The sequence below is a fragment of the Streptomyces avicenniae genome, from assembly GCF_000719135.1.
Lineage (GTDB): Bacteria > Actinomycetota > Actinomycetes > Streptomycetales > Streptomycetaceae > Streptomyces > Streptomyces avicenniae.
In genome coordinates this window covers 188,904-205,466 of sequence record NZ_JOEK01000007.1, presented here as the reverse complement: position 1 = coordinate 205,466, position 16,563 = coordinate 188,904, and the positions used below count along the sequence as shown (strand labels likewise).

The 16,563-nt window shown below is 75.1% G+C and carries 16 protein-coding genes; 9 read left to right on the top strand and 7 right to left on the bottom strand.

The window, feature by feature from the left end:
• The first annotated feature begins 183 nt into the window (after positions 1-183).
• A complete protein-coding gene (locus IF27_RS13485) occupies positions 184-996 on the top strand; it encodes a hypothetical protein (protein WP_052849766.1) in 813 nt (270 codons plus the stop codon).
• Positions 997-1,006: 10 nt separating this feature from the next.
• Here the strand turns inward: IF27_RS13485 and IF27_RS13480 are convergent, their stop codons facing one another.
• A complete protein-coding gene (locus IF27_RS13480) occupies positions 1,007-1,450 on the bottom strand; it encodes a VOC family protein (protein WP_223291050.1) in 444 nt (147 codons plus the stop codon).
• A gap of 79 nt (positions 1,451-1,529) precedes the next feature.
• Between IF27_RS13480 and IF27_RS13475 the strand changes: the two genes are divergently transcribed.
• Positions 1,530-2,303, top strand: a complete 774-nt coding sequence (locus IF27_RS13475; protein WP_052849764.1) for a helix-turn-helix domain-containing protein — start codon at positions 1,530-1,532, stop codon at positions 2,301-2,303.
• 21 nt (positions 2,304-2,324) lie between these two features.
• Here IF27_RS13475 and IF27_RS13470 read toward each other — a convergent pair whose 3' ends face one another.
• Positions 2,325-3,122, bottom strand: a complete 798-nt coding sequence (locus IF27_RS13470) for an ABC transporter ATP-binding protein (protein WP_052849763.1) — start codon at positions 3,120-3,122, stop codon at positions 2,325-2,327.
• A gap of 44 nt (positions 3,123-3,166) precedes the next feature.
• The gene (locus tag IF27_RS13465) at positions 3,167-3,847 is read right to left on the bottom strand and encodes a bifunctional DNA primase/polymerase (RefSeq protein WP_052849762.1); all 681 of its coding nucleotides are present in this window, start codon (positions 3,845-3,847) and stop codon (positions 3,167-3,169) included.
• 179 nt (positions 3,848-4,026) lie between these two features.
• On the opposite strand from IF27_RS13465, the gene IF27_RS13460 reads away from it, so the two are divergent.
• The 4 genes from IF27_RS13460 (at position 4,027) to purU (ending at position 8,523) form a co-directional block, all read left to right on the top strand.
• Positions 4,027-5,439, top strand: a complete 1,413-nt coding sequence (locus IF27_RS13460) for an NsdA family TPR-like regulatory protein (RefSeq protein ID WP_052849761.1) — start codon at positions 4,027-4,029, stop codon at positions 5,437-5,439.
• A 102-nt stretch (positions 5,440-5,541) separates the two neighbouring features.
• Positions 5,542-7,071 carry a hypothetical protein gene (locus tag IF27_RS13455; RefSeq protein ID WP_223291049.1) on the top strand — a complete coding sequence of 510 codons (1,530 nt, stop codon included), beginning with the start codon at positions 5,542-5,544 and terminating at the stop codon, positions 7,069-7,071.
• A gap of 80 nt (positions 7,072-7,151) precedes the next feature.
• Positions 7,152-7,598 (top strand): SCO4402 family protein, encoded by a 447-nt coding sequence (locus IF27_RS13450; protein ID WP_052849759.1) that lies wholly within the window; start codon positions 7,152-7,154, stop codon positions 7,596-7,598.
• A gap of 43 nt (positions 7,599-7,641) precedes the next feature.
• On the top strand, positions 7,642-8,523 hold the full coding sequence (gene purU / locus IF27_RS13445; protein ID WP_052849758.1) for a formyltetrahydrofolate deformylase: 882 nt from the start codon (positions 7,642-7,644) through the stop codon (positions 8,521-8,523).
• Between the two features lie 19 nt (positions 8,524-8,542).
• Here the strand turns inward: purU and IF27_RS13440 are convergent, their stop codons facing one another.
• Together IF27_RS13440 and IF27_RS13435 are read right to left on the bottom strand one after the other, a co-directional pair.
• Positions 8,543-9,616, bottom strand: coding sequence for a zf-HC2 domain-containing protein (locus IF27_RS13440; protein ID WP_052849757.1), 1,074 nt, complete (start codon positions 9,614-9,616; stop codon positions 8,543-8,545).
• Between the two features lie 80 nt (positions 9,617-9,696).
• Positions 9,697-10,248 carry a sigma factor gene (locus tag IF27_RS13435; protein ID WP_052849756.1) on the bottom strand — a complete coding sequence of 184 codons (552 nt, stop codon included), beginning with the start codon at positions 10,246-10,248 and terminating at the stop codon, positions 9,697-9,699.
• Between the two features lie 317 nt (positions 10,249-10,565).
• Here IF27_RS13435 and IF27_RS13430 point away from each other — a divergent pair, with 317 nt between their 5' ends.
• On the top strand, positions 10,566-10,922 hold the full coding sequence (locus tag IF27_RS13430) for an STAS domain-containing protein (RefSeq protein WP_420822007.1): 357 nt from the start codon (positions 10,566-10,568) through the stop codon (positions 10,920-10,922).
• A 192-nt stretch (positions 10,923-11,114) separates the two neighbouring features.
• Entirely contained in the window at positions 11,115-11,615 is a 501-nt protein-coding gene (locus IF27_RS13425; protein WP_052849754.1) for an ATP-binding protein, read from the top strand.
• A 100-nt stretch (positions 11,616-11,715) separates the two neighbouring features.
• On the opposite strand, the gene IF27_RS13420 is transcribed toward IF27_RS13425, so the two are convergent.
• Together IF27_RS13420 and IF27_RS13415 are read right to left on the bottom strand one after the other, a co-directional pair.
• Positions 11,716-12,873, bottom strand: coding sequence for a flavin-containing monooxygenase (locus IF27_RS13420; protein WP_052849843.1), 1,158 nt, complete (start codon positions 12,871-12,873; stop codon positions 11,716-11,718).
• A 143-nt stretch (positions 12,874-13,016) separates the two neighbouring features.
• Complete coding sequence (locus IF27_RS13415) at positions 13,017-13,667, bottom strand: TetR family transcriptional regulator (RefSeq protein WP_052849753.1); 651 nt, start codon at positions 13,665-13,667, stop codon at positions 13,017-13,019.
• Between the two features lie 229 nt (positions 13,668-13,896).
• Here IF27_RS13415 and afsK point away from each other — a divergent pair, with 229 nt between their 5' ends.
• Complete coding sequence (gene afsK, locus IF27_RS13410) at positions 13,897-16,326, top strand: protein serine/threonine kinase AfsK (protein WP_052849752.1); 2,430 nt, start codon at positions 13,897-13,899, stop codon at positions 16,324-16,326.
• The last annotated feature ends 237 nt before the right edge of the window (positions 16,327-16,563 follow it).

Sequence of the window (16,563 nt, the reverse complement as noted above, 5' to 3'; positions counted from 1 at the left end):
ACCCCTCACCCGAACGGGGCTTCTTTTCCCGGGCGGCCCCGGCGGGCGCCCCACCCTGCCCGCAACTGTTCACCCGATAATCCGCTTGTAGCCTCCACGAGTTGGCCCAGAAGATGGATCTTCTGGGGTGATTCCGTGGACACAGGGGGGTTCGGGATGGTGAGGGGATGGCGCGGACGCGCCTTGCCCGGCATTGCGGGGGCGGTCGCGCTGACAGGGCTGCTCACCGGGTGCGCCGGTGGCACGATCGGGCTGCCCGACGAGGCCGTCACGGCGGCGGCCGAGGAGTCGGCCGCCGACCGGGACGCGGACCGCGACACCACCGGGAGCCCGGTGGAGGACGGGCCGGAGGAGCCAGCCGGGGAGCCGGAGGCGTCCGACCTGGTCGAGCGGAGCATCGACGCCCTGAACGGCGCGTCCTCGATGCGGATAGCCATGGACCTGACGACCCCGGGCGCCGGGCACGGCCAGGTGGACGTCCACCTCGACGACGAGGCGAACTGCACCGGCACGTTCACCTCCAGCGAGCAGGGCACGGCAGACGTCATCCGCCGGGGCGACGACACCTGGACCCGCTTCGACCGCTCCGGCTGGCAGTACCTGGCGGCGGGCACCGGGACCCCCCTCGACGCGGAGACGATCGACCTCCTCCTCGGCTACTACCTGTACATGCCGGCGGACGCTCAGGAGTCCGGCATGCCGGCCACCTGCGACTTCGGCCCGCTGCTCGGCCTCATGGAAGGTCTGAGCGAGAGCCCGATGCGGCTCGGTGGGACGACCACCCACGACGGGGTCCCCGCGCGGACGGTGGAGTTGCTGGAGGAGGACGGCACGGTGCTCGTCGCCGCCGGCCCCGAGCCGTACCTCCTCCATGTGGAGACGGCGGACGGGGAGATGACCTTCAGCGACTTCGGCATCCCCGTGGACGCGGTGCCGCCGCCTGACGACCTGGTCCTCGACCTCACCGACCTCAGCTCGGGCCAGATCCCCGCCTGAACGCGCCGCCTCAGGCGCCCTCGGCGGTGGGACGGTGGTGGACGTACTCCACCACCGTCCCGTCAGGGTGCCGCGCGGTGAAGCCCGCCCCGGTGGGCACCTCCTGGAGCGGCAGGACCACCGCCGCCCCCTCGGCGACCAGCCGGTCGTGGTACGGCCGCACGTCGTCCACCAGCAGCGTGCCGGTGGTCGCGCGGTACGGCCGCAGCTCCTCCTCCGTGCCCGCGATCAGCAGGAACGCCCCGACCGTCGCCAGCCGCAGCGCGCCGAACGTGAACCGGGCGTCGGCGCTCCGCCCCTGGAGCCGCTCGTAGAAGCCGATCCCCGCCTCGATCGCCTCCGGGGCGAGGAACACCCGGACCAGCACCCGGGGCTCGGTCAGCCCCGACGAGTCGTTCTCCCGGCGCCACATGGCGGGCGCCTGCCGCTTCCCCTGCGTCATGTCCTGTGTCATGCGCCCACACTCGCCGCCGCGCGCCGCGCGCGGCAGGCAGGCGTTCCTGGGGGTGAGCGGCGCTCATAGGATCGCAGGCGTGGACGAAGCCCTGCGCCGTGAACTGGGCGCCCATCTGCGGGCGGCCCGCGAGCAGGTGACGCCCGAGGACGTCGGCCTCGGCCGTGGCCCGCGCCGCCGCGCGCCCGGCCTGCGCCGCGAGGAGGTCGCGGCCCTCGCCGGTGTCAGTGTCGCCTGGTACACCTGGCTGGAACAGGGACGCGTCCGCACCACCCGCCAGGTCATCGACGCGCTCTGCCGCACGCTGCGGATGGACGACGACGCCCGCCGTCACGCGCTGGCCCTGGCCGGGTTCCTGCCCGGGGCACCGCTCGCCCCCGGCGAGCACGCCCGTCCAGGGCCCGGCACCCGTGCCCTCCTCGCGGGCTGGGACGGCACGCCCGCGCTGGCCCTCGACGAACGGCTCGACGTCCTCGCGTCCAACGCCGCCCACCGCGCCCTGTGGGGCGATCCTGAACACCTCCCCGCCGAGCGGCGCAACCTGCTGCTCCACCTCGCCGCGGGCCCGCCAGGACCCCGCCGGATCGCGGACCCGGAGCCCCTGCTGCGCGGCCTCTACCAGCACTTCCGCACCGCGACCGCGCACGTCCCCGACGACCCGCGGGCGGCGGAGATCGTCCGGCTCCTGCACCGCGAACGCCCCGACGCCGCCCACTGGTGGGACTGCCGGACGGTCGCCGAGTTCCGGCCCGTCACGGTGACGGCGGGGCCCGAGCGGCTGACGTTCACCCTGCTGCGCCCGGTCGGCGACCCCGGCGTCCTGCTGCTCACGCAGACCCCCGCCGGGGCATAGGCCGGGGCCGTGGCCGACGGGTCAGCGGGCGCCGAGCCAGTCCAGCGACCGGCCGCCCTCGCCCACCGGTGCGCCCACCAGCGCGAGGAACGCGTCCTGGAGCGACGCCGCGTCCCCCCGTACCTCCGCGAGTGTCCCCCGGGCCCTGACCCGGCCGTCCGCCAGGACCGCCACCCAGTCGCACAGCGACTCCACCAGCTCCATCACATGACTGGAGAACACCACGGTCGCCCCCGACGCGGTGCAGCGCTCCAGCACACCCCGGATCGTCTGCGCCGACACCGGGTCCACGCCCTCGAACGGCTCGTCGAGCACGAGCACCCGTGGATCGTGCAGCAGCGCCGCCGCCAGCCCGATCTTCTTCCGCATCCCCGTCGAGTAGTCGGAGATCAGCCGGTTCTGCGCGGGCGACAGCGCGAGGACGTCCAGCAGCTCGTCCCCCCGCCGCTCCGCCTCGGCGGCAGGCAGGCCCCGCAGGCGCCCGAGGTACGTCAGCGTCTCCCGGCCCGTCAGCCGCTCGAACAGGCGCAGGCCCTCAGGCAGCACCCCGATCCTGGCCTTGGCCGCGGCCGGGTCGCGCCAGACGTCGAGCCCGGCGACCTCCACGCTGCCCTCGTCAGGCCGCAGCAGCCCGGTGATCATCGACAGCGTGGTCGTCTTGCCCGCGCCGTTCGGCCCGACGAGCCCGACGAACCGCCCGGCGGGCAGGTCCAGGTCGATCCCGGCGACGGCCACCCGTGGGCCGAAGCGCTTCACCAGCCCGCGGACCCGTACCGCCGCCGCCTGCCCGTCCCGTATGCCGTCCGCCGTACCGTCCATGCCGCCCACTTTAGGGCGGGCCCTGCGCGGCGCGTGGTCACCGGTCAGCGCTCGTCCTGCCCGCAGGCGTACGCGAGCGCGGGCACCAGGTCCGCCGCCTCGGGCAGCCAGCGGTTCGCCGTCGTGGGATGCCGCACCCACTGGACGGACCCGCCGCGCGTGCCCATCCGCGTCGGCGCCGCCACCACGTAGTCGCCCTCGCCCCGCGCCCCCATCGCCCCCGCCACGGGGGCCCAGCCCGTCCGCCGCAGCAGCCCCGGCAACTGCGCCGCGCCGCCCGGCCGTACGAAGAACTGCATCCGCCCCGACGGCGTCACCGACACCGGGCCGAGCGTCACCGCCGTACGCTCCATCCGCGCCAGCGCCAGGCAACCGGCCGCCTCCGGCACCTCCACCACGTCCAGCACGCGCCCCGTCGGCAACAGCAGCGCCGCGCGCGGCTCCTCGGTCCACAGCCGCCGGGCCGCCGTCGCGCTGCCCGTGGCCTGCGCGGTCCAGTCCGGGCGGGTGGGGTGCGCGCCAGGCGCGCCGCACCGGGGTACGGCGCACGAGCAGCGCAGCACCCCGCCGCCGTCTTCGAGCCAGGTGCCGGGGAAGACGTCCCAGTGGCACTCCGCCGTGTAGCGCACCGCGCTCTCCACGAGTGAAGCGGCGCGCTGGAGAGGGATCTTGGCGAGGGGCGGGGCGACGACGGGGACCTGTGTGACTCCGATGCTGTTCTCCACGCCCCACTCAACTCGACTGCTCCACACGGGTTACGGCCCGGCGCGCACCGGTGTGTGCGCCGGGGGTCCCGCACGCGGGGCGCACCGGTGCACCAACGGGGCATACGGGATGGAGCCAGGAGCTGACGGGCAGTGATGACGGGGGATCTTCCCGGGCACATCAGCGAGGAGCAGCCGACATGACCGCGAGACCACTGATCGCCCGCCAGCCGAACGAGCGGCTGCTGTCCCTCATCAGGGAGGCGGCGTGCTCCAACGCGGGGCTGGCCCGCCGCGTGAACATGTGCGCGGCCGAGCGCGGACTCGACTTCCGCTACGACAAGACGTCCGTCGCCCGCTGGATCCGCGGGCAGCAGCCGCGTGGGCGCGCGCCCGAGATCATCGCCGAGGCGCTGGGCCGCAAGCTGGGCCGTACGGTGACCGCCGACGACATCGGCATGGGCGCGTCGCGTCAGCTGACCGCCGCGGTCGGCCTGCACTTCGCGGCCGGGCTCGCCGAGGGGGTGGAGCAGGCCGTCGAGCTGTGGCGTTCCGACGTCGCCAGACGTGAGGCGGGGGAGACGGGCGTCACGGGACCGTACGGGCCCGGCGGCGCGCAGGTGGCGCCCGCCGCGCTCGTGGAGCCGAGCCGCGACTGGCTGATCACCCCGGCCGACGCCGACGTGGCCCGTGCCTCGGGGCAGCGCGTCGGCAGCGCGGACGTCGCGGCGCTGACCGCCACGACGGCCGCGCTCGTCGATCTCGACCGGCGCTGGGGCTCGGGACACGTCAGGCCGGTGGTGGTGCACTACCTGGACACGGTCGTCGCCGGGCTCCTCGGCGGCTCGTACCGCGACGCGGTGGGCCGTGAACTCTTCGGCGCCGCGGCCCGGCTCACCGAGCTGGCGGGCTACATGGCGATCGACACGGGGCTGCCGGGGCTCGCGCAGCGCTACTACATCCAGGCGCTGCGCCTCGCGCAGGCGGCGGGCGACCGCGGCTTCGGCGGGTACGTCCTGGCCGCGGGGATGAGCCATCTCGCCGCGGAACTGGGCAATCCACGCGAGGTCATCCAGCTCGCGCGCGCCGCCCAGGAGGGCGCGCGCGGCCGGGTCACCCCCCGGGCCGAGTCGCTGTTCCTGGCGGCCGAGGCCCGCGGCTACGCGCAGCTCGGCGACAACGAGTCGTGTCGGCGCACGGCGGGCGCCGCCGTCGCCGCGCTGGAGCGGGCGGACGCGGAGGCGGGCCCGGGCGACGACCCGCCCTGGGCCGCGCACTTCGACGCCGGATACCTCGCCGACGAGCTGGCGCACTGCCACCGCGACCTCGGCCAGGGCCGCGCCGCGCAGCAGCGGGCGGCCGAGGCGCTGGCCGTCCATCCGCACGGGCGGGCGCGCCGCCGGGCCATAGGACTGCTGATCATGGCCACCGGCCAGTTGCAGGAAGGTGATCTGGAACACGCCTGCCACACCGCCGACGAGGCGGGCACGCTGCTCGACGGCCTGCGCTCGCGGCGGGGTGCCACGTACTTCGCGGACTTCAGGGCACGTCTGGAGCCGCACCGGGGGCAGTCGAGGGTCCGCGAGTTCACGGCCCGCTGGCAGCTGCCCTGACCCTGCCGGGACTTGGCGCCGGGGCGGGCGGCGCGCGGCCGTCCGCGCCGAGCCGGTACCGTGACGACCCGGTGTACGGCCAGGAGCGAGCGAGGAGCCCGGGTGACTACCCACAACGGAGCGGACGACGAGCCCCGCGAGGGAGTAATACTGCCGTCCGGGGGTGGTGACGCCTGGCCGCCGCAGGGCGGTGGGCCTGGACCGGCGCAGGCTCCGCCGTCCTCCGGCAGCCCGTGGGGACAGCCCTGGGGGCCGGAGGCGCAGGGCGGCCAGCAGCACCAGCAACAGCCGCCCGCGGGGCAGCCCGCCCTGCCGGGACCGGCCACGCCGCCGCGTCCGCCCGTGCCGCCGGACTCGGCCGACGCGGCGGACACGCAGCTCATCCCGCCGATTCCCGCAGGTCCCGTCGCCCCGGCGGCCCCCGCCGTGCCGGGTGTCCCCGGTGAGCGCGACACCGAGACGACCACGCAGATCCGCGCCATCCCGCACCGCGCCGCGCGCGGCCCGCAGGGCGGCCAGCAGCCGCCGGGGCAGGGCGGCGACGAGGGCGCCACGCAGATGATCCCGCCGGTGCGTGACGACGCCGCGCCGACGCAGATGATCCCGCCGGTCCGCGACGACGCGGCCCCCACGCAGATGATCCCGCCCGTCGCCGCGGGCGACCCCGAGGCGACCACGCAGCTGCGCGCCGTACGGCCGGGGCGCGGGCCCGCCGCCGCGCACCCGCAGCGTCCGCAGGGGCAGCAGTACCCGCAGGGCCCGCAGGCGAACAACGGCGCCTGGTCCCCGCAGCAGCCCGGCCCCCAGGGCCCGCCGCCCGGCGGCGCCTTCGACAACCTCTTCCGCTCCGCCTCCCAGCCCCCCGGGCCCCCCGGCCCCGGCGGGCCGCAGTACCCCTACGACGACGACCCGCAGCCGCGCCGTTCCCCCAAGGTGCTCTTCGCTGTCGCCGCGATCGTCGCGCTCGCCGTGATCGGCCTCGCGGCGGGGGCCCTGCTCGGCGGGGGCGGCGACGACGGCGGTGACCAGGCCGCGACCACGGGCGAGCAGTCGGCCGAGGCGTCGTCCGACCCCTCGTCCGACCCGTCGGCAGAGACCGGCGGCGAGGAGGGGCAGGACGCGGAGGACGGCGGGAACGGCGACGAGGAGACGAGCGAGGCGCCCGACGACGAGGCCGCCCGCGCCCAGGCCACCGCCCTCTCCGACCTCCTCGCGCAGAGCAACAGCAGCCGCGACGCCGTCATCCGGTCCGTCGAGAACATCCGCGGCTGCCGCGAGCTGGAGGCCGCCACCGCCGACCTGCGCGCCGCCCGCGACCAGCGCAACAACCTCGTCACCCAGCTCCAGGCCCTCGACATCGGCGCGCTGGAGAGCCACGCCGAGCTGGGCCAGGCCCTCACCGAGGCGTGGCAGGCGTCCGCCGAGGCCGACGAGCACTACGCGGTCTGGGCCGAGGAGGCGAGGACGAACCCGCAGGTCTGCCAGGGCGGCACCGCCCAGCACACCGACCGCGCCTCCCAGGGCGACGCCGCCAGCGGCCGGGCGACCGAGGCCAAGCAGCGCGCCGCCGACCTGTGGAACCCGCAGGCCGCCGGATTCGGCCTCCCCGAGCGGGAGCCGAGCGCACTGTGAGCGACAGCCCTCTACGATCGGGTCCCGTGCACACGCAAAGTCAGGAGAAGTCTTCCCGCCACGCCCGCCGTTCGTCCACCATGGCAGGCATGCCACTCAACGACATGCCCTGGTGGCGCTGGCGGGCCAATGTGCGCTCGGCGCTGCACATGCTCTCCGACCCCGTCTTCCACCAGGAGCGCTGGGTGCCCGCCACCCCCGGCTACGGCGACGTCACCGACGCCGTCTACCGGCTGGTCGAGGACACCTGGCTCGACAACTGGTCGGCCGAGAAGTACATCGGCACCGTCTTCCGGGACACGCAGGAGGCGGCGCTCGTGGACGTCGCCGTGCTGCGGGTGCTGCGCATCATGCACCAGGTCGGCGCCGACGCCCCCGCCACCGCCTATCTGCGCCACCACGGCTGGCCCGAGGCCGTCCGCGCGGCGCGGGAGGCGCACGTACGGCTCGCCACCGCCGACGGGGACGACCCGGAGGCGAGGCCGCGCTCGCTGGACGAACTGGCCGCCGCCCTGCGCTCCGCGTGAGCGCGGGTGCGGGGCGCGTCGCGACTGTGCCAGGGTAGGGGCCATGAGTCCCTCGACCGCCGGACCGGCCGAACGCTCCGGCCAGTACGTCCTCACGCTGTCGTGCCCCGACAAACCGGGCATCGTCCACGGCGTCTCCAGCTTCCTGTTCATGACCGGCTGCAACATCGAGGACAGCCAGCAGTTCGGCGACCGGGACACCGGGCTCTTCTTCATGCGCGTCCTCTTCTCGGCGACGGAACCGGTCACCCTGGAGAAGCTGCGGGCCAGCTTCGCGGCGGTCGGTGACTCGTTCCGCATGGACTGGCAGCTGCACGCGGCGACCGAGCGGATGCGCGTGCTGATCATGGTCAGCCGCTTCGGGCACTGCCTGAACGACCTGCTGTTCCGCTCCCGCCTCGGCGCGCTGCCCGTCGAGGTCGTCGGTGTCGTCTCCAACCACACCGACTTCGCCGAGCTGTCCGCGTCCTACGACATCCCGTTCCACCACCTGCCGGTCACGCCCGACACGAAGGCGGAGGCCGAGGCGAGGCTGCTCGACATCGTGGACGCCGACGAGGTCGAACTCGTCGTCCTCGCCCGCTACATGCAGGTCATCTCCGACGACCTCTGCAAGCGGCTGCCCGGCCGGATCATCAACATCCACCACTCCTTCCTGCCCAGCTTCAAGGGCGCCCGGCCCTACCACCAGGCGCACGCCAGGGGCGTCAAGCTCATCGGCGCGACCGCGCACTACGTCACGGCCGAGCTGGACGAGGGCCCGATCATCGAGCAGGAGGTCGAGCGCGTCGGGCACGGCCTCACGCCGCAGCAGCTCGTCGCGGTCGGCCGGGACGTCGAGTGCCAGGCGCTCGCGCGCGCCGTGAAGTGGCACAGCGAACGCCGGGTCCTGCTGAACGGGACGCGCACCGTCGTCTTCGCCTGACGCCGCCCGCGGCCTCGGGTCAGAGGCGGGACAGCCCGGCCGCGGCGGACAGCACGTCCCGTATCACCAGCCGGTCGCCGTGCTCGCCCGAGGGCGCCTCGTCGGGCGGGACGCGTCCCGCCGCGAGCTGGCAGAACACCACGTCCTCCAGCGCCACCCTGGCCACCGGCGTCCCGTCCCACGCGCCGGACACGGCGGCGTCCGGCGCGTCCACGGGAATGAACCAGTCGCCGCCGCCCGCGCCTTCGACCTCCAGGTGCAGCGCGCGCCCCGGCTCCCCGGCCGGGGCCAGCCGCGTCGGCGACTGCGCCAGGCCCGACCTGCGGCGCCGGGCGACGCTCCCTGGCAGCCGCCGCGCGACCAGGTCCACGAACTGCCGCAGATGCGGGCCGTGCGGCGGGGCGTACGGGTAGTCCACGGCGTCGGCGATGTCGCGCGCGTGCGTCCAGCAGGCGAACGCGCACTCGCGGTACGCGTCGGGCAGCGGCCCGTCGTCCCCCTCGCCTTCCCGGTCGGCCGCCACGCGGACGAGCGCCCTCACCAGCTCACGCCACGGGCCGCGCGCCCCGGCGCCCGTGTCCGCGCCGCGTGGGGCGGGCGGGTCGGGCAGGCCCGTCAGCCGCGCGAGCGACGCGTCCAGCATGAACAGATGGCCGAGGACGCCGCCCGCCGTCGTGGCCGTGCCGGGCCGTCCGCCGTCCTCGCCGCAGCGCAGGACGATCCGGGTGTCCCACTCGTGCTCCGCCATGTCGTCGAGCAGCGCGTCCAGTCGCGCCGCCTCGGCGTCCAGCGGCGCGGCCCACTCCGGCACCGGCCGCGTCGCGGGCCGCCGTGCCAGGCAGCCCGCGAGCACGCGCTCCCGCAGGCCCGGCTCCATGTCCAGGCCGCGCGGGGGCTCCAGCAGTGTCGCGGCGCCGCCGAGCCGCGCCGCCTCCGCCGCGCACGGGGCGCACGTCCCGAGGTGCGTCTCGACGCGCTCGTACTCCGCCGGGGTGCAGGCGGCCAGTGCCCAGGCGCCGAGGAGGGTCATCAGCTCCTGATGGCCGTCGGGCGCCGCCTCGGCGGACGCGTCGCCGCGGGGAAGTGAGGACATCGGTTCGCTCGCCTTCCGCTGCCGGGGGGTCGGGACGCACGGGTGTCCTGTGCGTCCGGCCTGACCGCCGGGGCGCGCCGTCACCGGTCCGTCCCGTCCGCCGCGTCCGGGTCGTAGCGCGACGCGGAGGACAGCAGCTGGAGGCCCAGGCGCAGCCTGCGGTGGGTCTCTGCCTCCGTGATGCCGAGGCGCCGCGCCGTCTCCCGGCAGTCGTGGCGGCCGAAGCGGGTCAGCCGCAGCGCGTCGTGGAGCGGCGCGGGCATGGAGCCGACGATGTAGTCGGCGCGGGCGGCCGTCGAGGCGGCGCGGACGCGGGCGGCCGTCTCGTCGGGCGTGCCGGGCCCGGCGCCCTCGCGCAGCGCGGCGACGGCGAGCCGGTGCGTCTCGGCGGCGATCCACGTGCGCAGCGGGCCGCGCGCGGGGTCGAAGGCGGACGGCCGTTCCCACAGGCGGGCGAACACCTCGCCCGTCACGTCGCCCGCGGCGCGCTCGTCGCCGTCGAGGATGCGCTGCGCGATGCCGTGGGCGAGGGTCGCGAAGCGGTCGTACAGCTCGGACAGGGCGGCGGCGTCGCCGTGTTCGAGGCGGCGGCGTATGTCGCGGTCCCACTGTGGTGGCGTCAGATGCGCCATCCGGCTCTCCACTTCCGTCCGCCCGATGGGTGGTGCAGGCCCCGTGCGTGTGTCAAATGTAGTGCGGGTGCCCCCTGATGCGCGCCCGCTCGCGAGGATCCGGGCGGGGGAGTGGGGTGTGGGCGGGGCGCGGCGGTTTCCGTCATCGCGTGTGCGGACGGGGTGGCCGGATGGCCGGATCGTTGCACGGACGGTACGGCGGCGTACGCGTGGTCCCACGAGAAGTGGGCAGGCCGCACATAGAGTGGGCCCGGCACGGGCCCCCGGTCCGTGACCGTGGCATAGCACAGAAGGGCCCGACGCTCGTGACGTTGACCGTGCAGGGGGAGCAACGGGGGGAGTGGACCGTGCTGCGGGTCGCGGGCGAGCTGGACCTCGCGACCTCGCCGCTCGTGCGCCAGCACGTGCACGAGGCGGTGGCCGAGGGGCGCAGGCTGCTGGTCCTCGACCTGTCCGACGTGCTGTTCTGTGATTCGAGCGGCGTCGGCGTCCTGGTCGCCGCGCGGCGGCTGATGCGTTCCTGCAGCGGTGAGCTGCGCCTGATCCTGCCCGCGCGGGGCGCGGAGGACGGCAGCCACGTCAACCGCGTGCTGGCCGCGCTGGGTGTGCGCCGCCTCTTCGACTGCTACCCGGACCTCGCCTCGGCGGCGGCGGGCGCGCGCCTCACCGCCTGACGCCCCGCGCCGTACGCCGTGCCGTTCGAGCGGCGTGGCAACCGTTCGCACACAGGCGCGGGTCCTTACTCCTTTGCGCCGGAATATGCCGGAAGCGCTTGTTGTCCGAGTCTGCTGTCAATCATGCTGTGCGGAGCCGGGGTTACGCCTCGGTGAGTGGCGATATGTCCGCCGGTTCGGATGGTGTGAACGGTGCAGGAGCTGGAAGAGCAGTTGGAGGTCGCCCCCGAGCCCTCGGAGGTGGGCCGTGCCCGGCGCTGGGTGCGTGCGCAACTGGGCCGGGGACAGCCCTGCCCGGCCTGCCCCGACGACGCCCGTACGGACACCCTGGTGCTGCTGGTGTCCGAGCTGGTCACCAACGCGGTGGTCCACACCGGGCGGCCCGCCGTGCTGCGGCTCGCGGTGCGTGAACCGGAGTCCGTACGGCTCGAAGTGGTGGACGACAGCGCCCGCGCGCCCCGTCCGCGCCGGGCGCAGGGCGAGGACACCGGCGGGCGCGGTCTTGAGCTGGTCGAGGTGCTGGCGGACCGCTGGGGCTGGCAGCCCGAGGGTGCGGGCAAGCGGGTGTGGTGCGAACTCGACTGCCCGCACGCGGCGGAAACCGGCCAGGTATTGACGAGTCGTGGTGGCTTGATGACTCTGAGAAGTGTTCCGCCCGGGGCTGTGGAGGCCGGTCCGGGCGGGGCGGGGTGATGCGTCGCGAGGGGACGCCGAGGGCCGCCGGGCGACCGGGGGTGTCTCGGCGAGTGCGGATCGCCCCCGCGGGTCCCTTCCCATCGCCGGAAGGGGCCCGTCAGCCCTTGCTGCGTGCGGCCGCGGCGACGGCGGCGGCGATCTTCGGTGCGTCCCTGGCGAGTTCGCGCAGCATGCCGCTGAGGGGGCTCGTGTAGCCGGTGAAGTACAGCCCTGGCGCGGCCGGATGGGTCCTGCGGCCGTGCACCAGCGGCAGGCCGCGGCCGTCCAGCAGCCCCAGGTGGGCGACGAGCGGTTCGAGGCCGCGCCGGTAGCCGGTGGCGGCGACGACGACCTCGGGCGTGATCACTGTGCCGTCCGCCAGCCGCACGTCGGCCCCCGCGAACTCCTCGACCGCGCCGACCGGTTCGACCTTCCGCCGCCGCACGGCGCGGATGAGCCCCGCGTCCAGCACCGGGATGGCGCCCTCCCGCACCCGCGAGTAGATCCCGGTCCGCGCGCGCGGCAGCCCGTAGCGCGTCAGGTCGGGCAGCGTGTGCTCGACCGGCCGCGCGAGCCGGTCCACCAGCCGGACCGGGAGGCGGCGGCACAGCACGGCGCTCGCCTGCGAGGGCCAGCCGAGCGTCGAGCGGCGCAGGATGTGCGGCGGCGTGCGCACCGCCAGCCGTACCCGTCCTGCCCCGCCCTCGGCCAGGTCGGCCGCTATCTCCGCGCCGGTGTTGCCCACGCCGACGACGAGCACGTCCCGCCCGGCGAACGGGCTCGGCTCGCGGTAGCGCGAGGCGTGCAGCAGTTCGCCGGTGAACGACGCGCGGCCCGGCCAGTCCGGCAGCCACGGCGTGTGGTTGTAGCCGGTGGCGACGACGACGGCGCTCGCCCGCAGCCTGCGTCCGCCGGTCGCCTCAAGGAGCCAGTCGCCGTCCCGGTCCGGCACGGGGTCCCTGGCTATGCGGAACACCTCGACGCCGGTCGCGAGGTCGAGCTTGTGGTGGCGCGCGTAGACCTCCAGGTAGCGCACGAAGTCGTCGCGCCGCACCCAGCGCCCGGCGGAACGGGGGATGGACAGGCCGGGGAGCGAGGACCAGCGGCGCGTGGTGTGCAGGCGGAGGCGGTCGTAGTGCCCGCGCCAGGAGGCGCCGACGTCACCCGACTTCTCCACGAGGACGGTCCGCACGCCCCGTTGGGCCAGCGCGGCGGCGGTGGCCAGCCCGCCGGGGCCGGCTCCGATGACATGGACGGGGGCGGACGGCGTCGGCATGTGCCCGAGCATACGCAGCCCGCGCAAGGGCGCCGCCCCGTGCCCACCGGGGAAGTGGTGGGCACGGGGCGGCGGTTGGTGGTTGCGCGGCGACGGCGGGGCGCCGTCCCGGGGACAGGGACCGGGCGGCGGTGCCCGGCGCGCTACTTGGCGGGCCGGCGCCCGGTGACCCCGAGGTGCACCAGCGAGGTGAGCGCCGGCTTCAGATCGACCTGCTTGGCACCGAGTGCCTGGAGACTCTTCGGCTGCGCGGAGACCGCCGCGAGCATCGTGACGAGGGCGCCCGCGAGCGCCGCCGGTGAGGTGTCCGTGTCACCGCCGCGGCTGCGGCTGCGCAGCTCCTCGATGGTGTCGGCGAGGGGCTTCACGACGGCGCCCTGGACGCGTGTCCTGATCCGCACGAAGCGCCGGTCGCCCTCGGCGGCCCCGAGATCGATCACCCGGAGGATGGCGTCGTGTTTGCGCCAGAAGGCGAGGAAGCCATCGACCAGCTCCTCGGCCGTCTGACGCCCCGCGCGGCCGGCCCAGGAGCGTCCGGTGACCAGCTCGGAGAGTGCCGCGCTCTCCTGTGCGGTGGTCTCGGCGAGTTCCAGGACGGCTGCTTCGACATCCGGGAAATACTGGTAGAAAGTGGCCGGTGACGTGCCCGCTTTGCGTGCTACGTCGATGACTTTCACGTCGCGGTAGGGCGAGGAGCCCAGCATTTTGCCGAGGCAGTCGAGCAGTTTCTGCCGTGTGGCCTGACCCCGTCGGCCGGCGACCCGGCCGTCAACGGTCGTTACCTGTCCTGTCATGCCAGTCAGCTTATCTACGCGTGATCTCGGCGCGATTTGATCGCATCCGAATGGGGAATCCTTACCGACCGGGCCGGACATCTGCCGACACTCCGCCCAAGCCGGACCCCGGGTTCGCCACGGTCGCTCCCGGCAGGAAGAATCGTCCCGGAGCCCGCAGCTTTCCGGTGGCGGATGAGATGCTGCACGGGGCGGGGAAGCAGCGCCCTTACGGGGAGGTGCAGGAACAGTGGAGCAGCTGACGCAGCACGATCCACGGCGGATCGGGCAGTTCGAGGTGCTCGGCCGACTGGGCGCCGGGGGGATGGGGCTCGTCTACCTGGCCAGGTCCGCCTCCGGCCGCCGCGTCGCGATCAAGACGGTGCGCAGCGAGCTCGCCGAGGACCAGCTGTTCCGTGTGCGCTTCACGCGTGAGGTCGAGGCCGCGCGGGCGGTCAGCGGCTTCTACACCGCCGCCGTCGTGGACGCCGACCCGGGCGCGGCCGTCCCCTGGCTGGCCACCGCGTACGTCCCCGCGCCGTCCCTGGAGGAGATCGTCGCCGAGTGCGGGCCGCTGCCCGCGCAGGCCGTGCGCTGGCTCGCCGCCGGGATCGCCGAGGCGCTCCAGTCCATCCACGGCGCCGGGCTCGTGCACCGTGACCTGAAGCCGTCGAACGTGCTGGTGGTCGAGGACGGGCCGCGCGTCATCGACTTCGGCATCGCGTCGGGCGTCTCGAACACGCGGCTGACCATGACCAATGTCGCGGTCGGCACGCCCGCGTACATGTCGCCGGAACAGGCGCGCGACTCGCGCAGTGTCAGCGGCGCCAGCGACGTCTTCTCCCTGGCCTCCACCATGGTCTTCGCGGCCACCGGGCATCCGCCGTACCGGGGGGCGAACCCGGTGGAGACCGTCTTCATGCTCCTGCGCGAGCGCCCCGACCTGACGGGCCTGCCGGACGAGCTGCGTCCGCTCATCGAGTCGCTGATGGAGCACAAGGCGGACGACCGGCCCACCCCGGCGGAACTCCAGGCCGACCTGGCCCCGCACCTCTTCGCGGCGAGCGACGACAGCGGGACGGCGTCGGCGTGGCTGCCGCAGGGCGCCGTGGAGATGATCGAGCGGCGCCGGGGCGGTGTGCCGTCGCGGCCTCCGGAGCAGGACAGGCGCAAGGCGCCGCCGCCGGTGCCGCCGCAGGCGCCGGGGCCGCGTCCGCCCGCCCCGCCGTTGCCGCCGCCGTCGTCCCCGCCGTACTCGGCCGCCGTCTCCCGTCCGCCGGGGCCCGCATCGTCACCTTCACCGTCCCCCGCGCACGCGTCGGCGCCGCGGCCCGGCGCGGACGTCCTGCCGCCGCCGACCGGGGACCCGGTGCGGCTGCCGGGCGTGCGCATGCCGATCGGCCCCGGGCCGCACCGGGGCGAGCCGTCCGGTCCTGGCGACCACCTGGTGCCGCACTCGCCCGACTGGGCCAGGCCGCCGACCGGCGCGCCGGGGGCGGCAGTGTCCCACCCGAGCACCGCGCATCAGGGGCAGACCACGCCGCCACGGCGGGTGGCGCCCGCCCGCTGGCGGCCCTGGCGCTTCCGGATGAACCACGAGCTGTGGGGCTCGCCGACCGTGCGCGGCGGGCTGCTCTACGTCACGTCGCACGAGGTGCACGCGCTGGACGTCGCGAGCGGGCGCAGGCAGTTCAAGAGCAGGGAGCCCGCCTGGGCGCTGGCCGTCACCGGCGGGCGGGTGCTGGCGTCGGACGGTTCCGCGCTCTACGCGCTGGACGCGACCGACGGGTCGGGCCGCTGGCGTATCCCGGCCGAGGGCTGGATCTACGGGCTGCGCGCCGATCGCGGGACGCTCGTCACGGCCACCCGGGGCGGCGGCGTCCAGGCGTGGGAGTCGGCGAACGGCGAGCGGCTGTGGGAGCTGTCCGGCGTGCAGACCGACTTCGAGTCGCCCGACACGGCGCCTGTCGTGCACGGCGGGACGGTGTACGTGTGGGGCGAGGGCCTGCTGTACGCGCTGGAGGCGCGGACGGGCGCCGAGCAGTGGCGGTATCCGGTCGGGGACGTGGCGGCGACCGGGGGTGTGCCGGTCCGGGTCGCGCCGTCGGAGGACGGCGCCGTGCACGTGAGTGCCGGGTCGCGGGTGCTGGCGCTGGACGCGGCGACGGGTGCGGAGCGGTGGCGGTTCGACGCCCCGGCGGCGATCCTGAGCCCGCCCGCGTACGAGTCGGCGCGCAGCCGTGCGGCCGGTGTCTACTTCGCCGACTACCTGGGCACGGTCTACGCGCTCGACGTCGCGACGGGGGACGACCGGTGGCGTATCGCGACCGAGGGCAGACAGACCACGGAGCCGGTCGTCGTCGCGGACGGGCTGGTGCATCTGGGCAGCGGCGCGGCGATGTACACGCTGGACGCGGTGAGCGGGACGCCGCGCTGGCGGTTCGCGGCGGGGGAGTCGATCGTGGGCTCGCCGGTGGTCCGTGACGGGCGGCTGCACTTCGGGTCGGCCGACCACTGTCTGTACACGCTGGACGCGGTGAGCGGGCGGCTCAGCTGGAAGCTGGAGACCGGGGGCGAGATCACCGGGACCCCGGCGGCGTCGGACGGCATGGTCTTCGCGTGCAGCAAGGACCACTGCGTCTACGCGCTCGACGCGGCGCGGGGCACCCGCCAGTCCTGAGCGCGGGGGCGGCGTGGCCGCCGATTCTTCACTCGAACGGGCGAATAACGCTCTGTGCTCTTCCCTGCCTCGGCGTGGTCACTTAGGGTGACGGTGTCGTGACGTGTTCGGGAGGAGGGGAGCGCGATGAGAGACGTGTTCTCGCGGGGGTCTCCGGGGAGCCGGTGTCCGCCCGCCGTGACCGTGGGCACGGCCGTGGCCGTGGCCCGGCGGGGACGTCCTGCCCGGTGCGGTGAC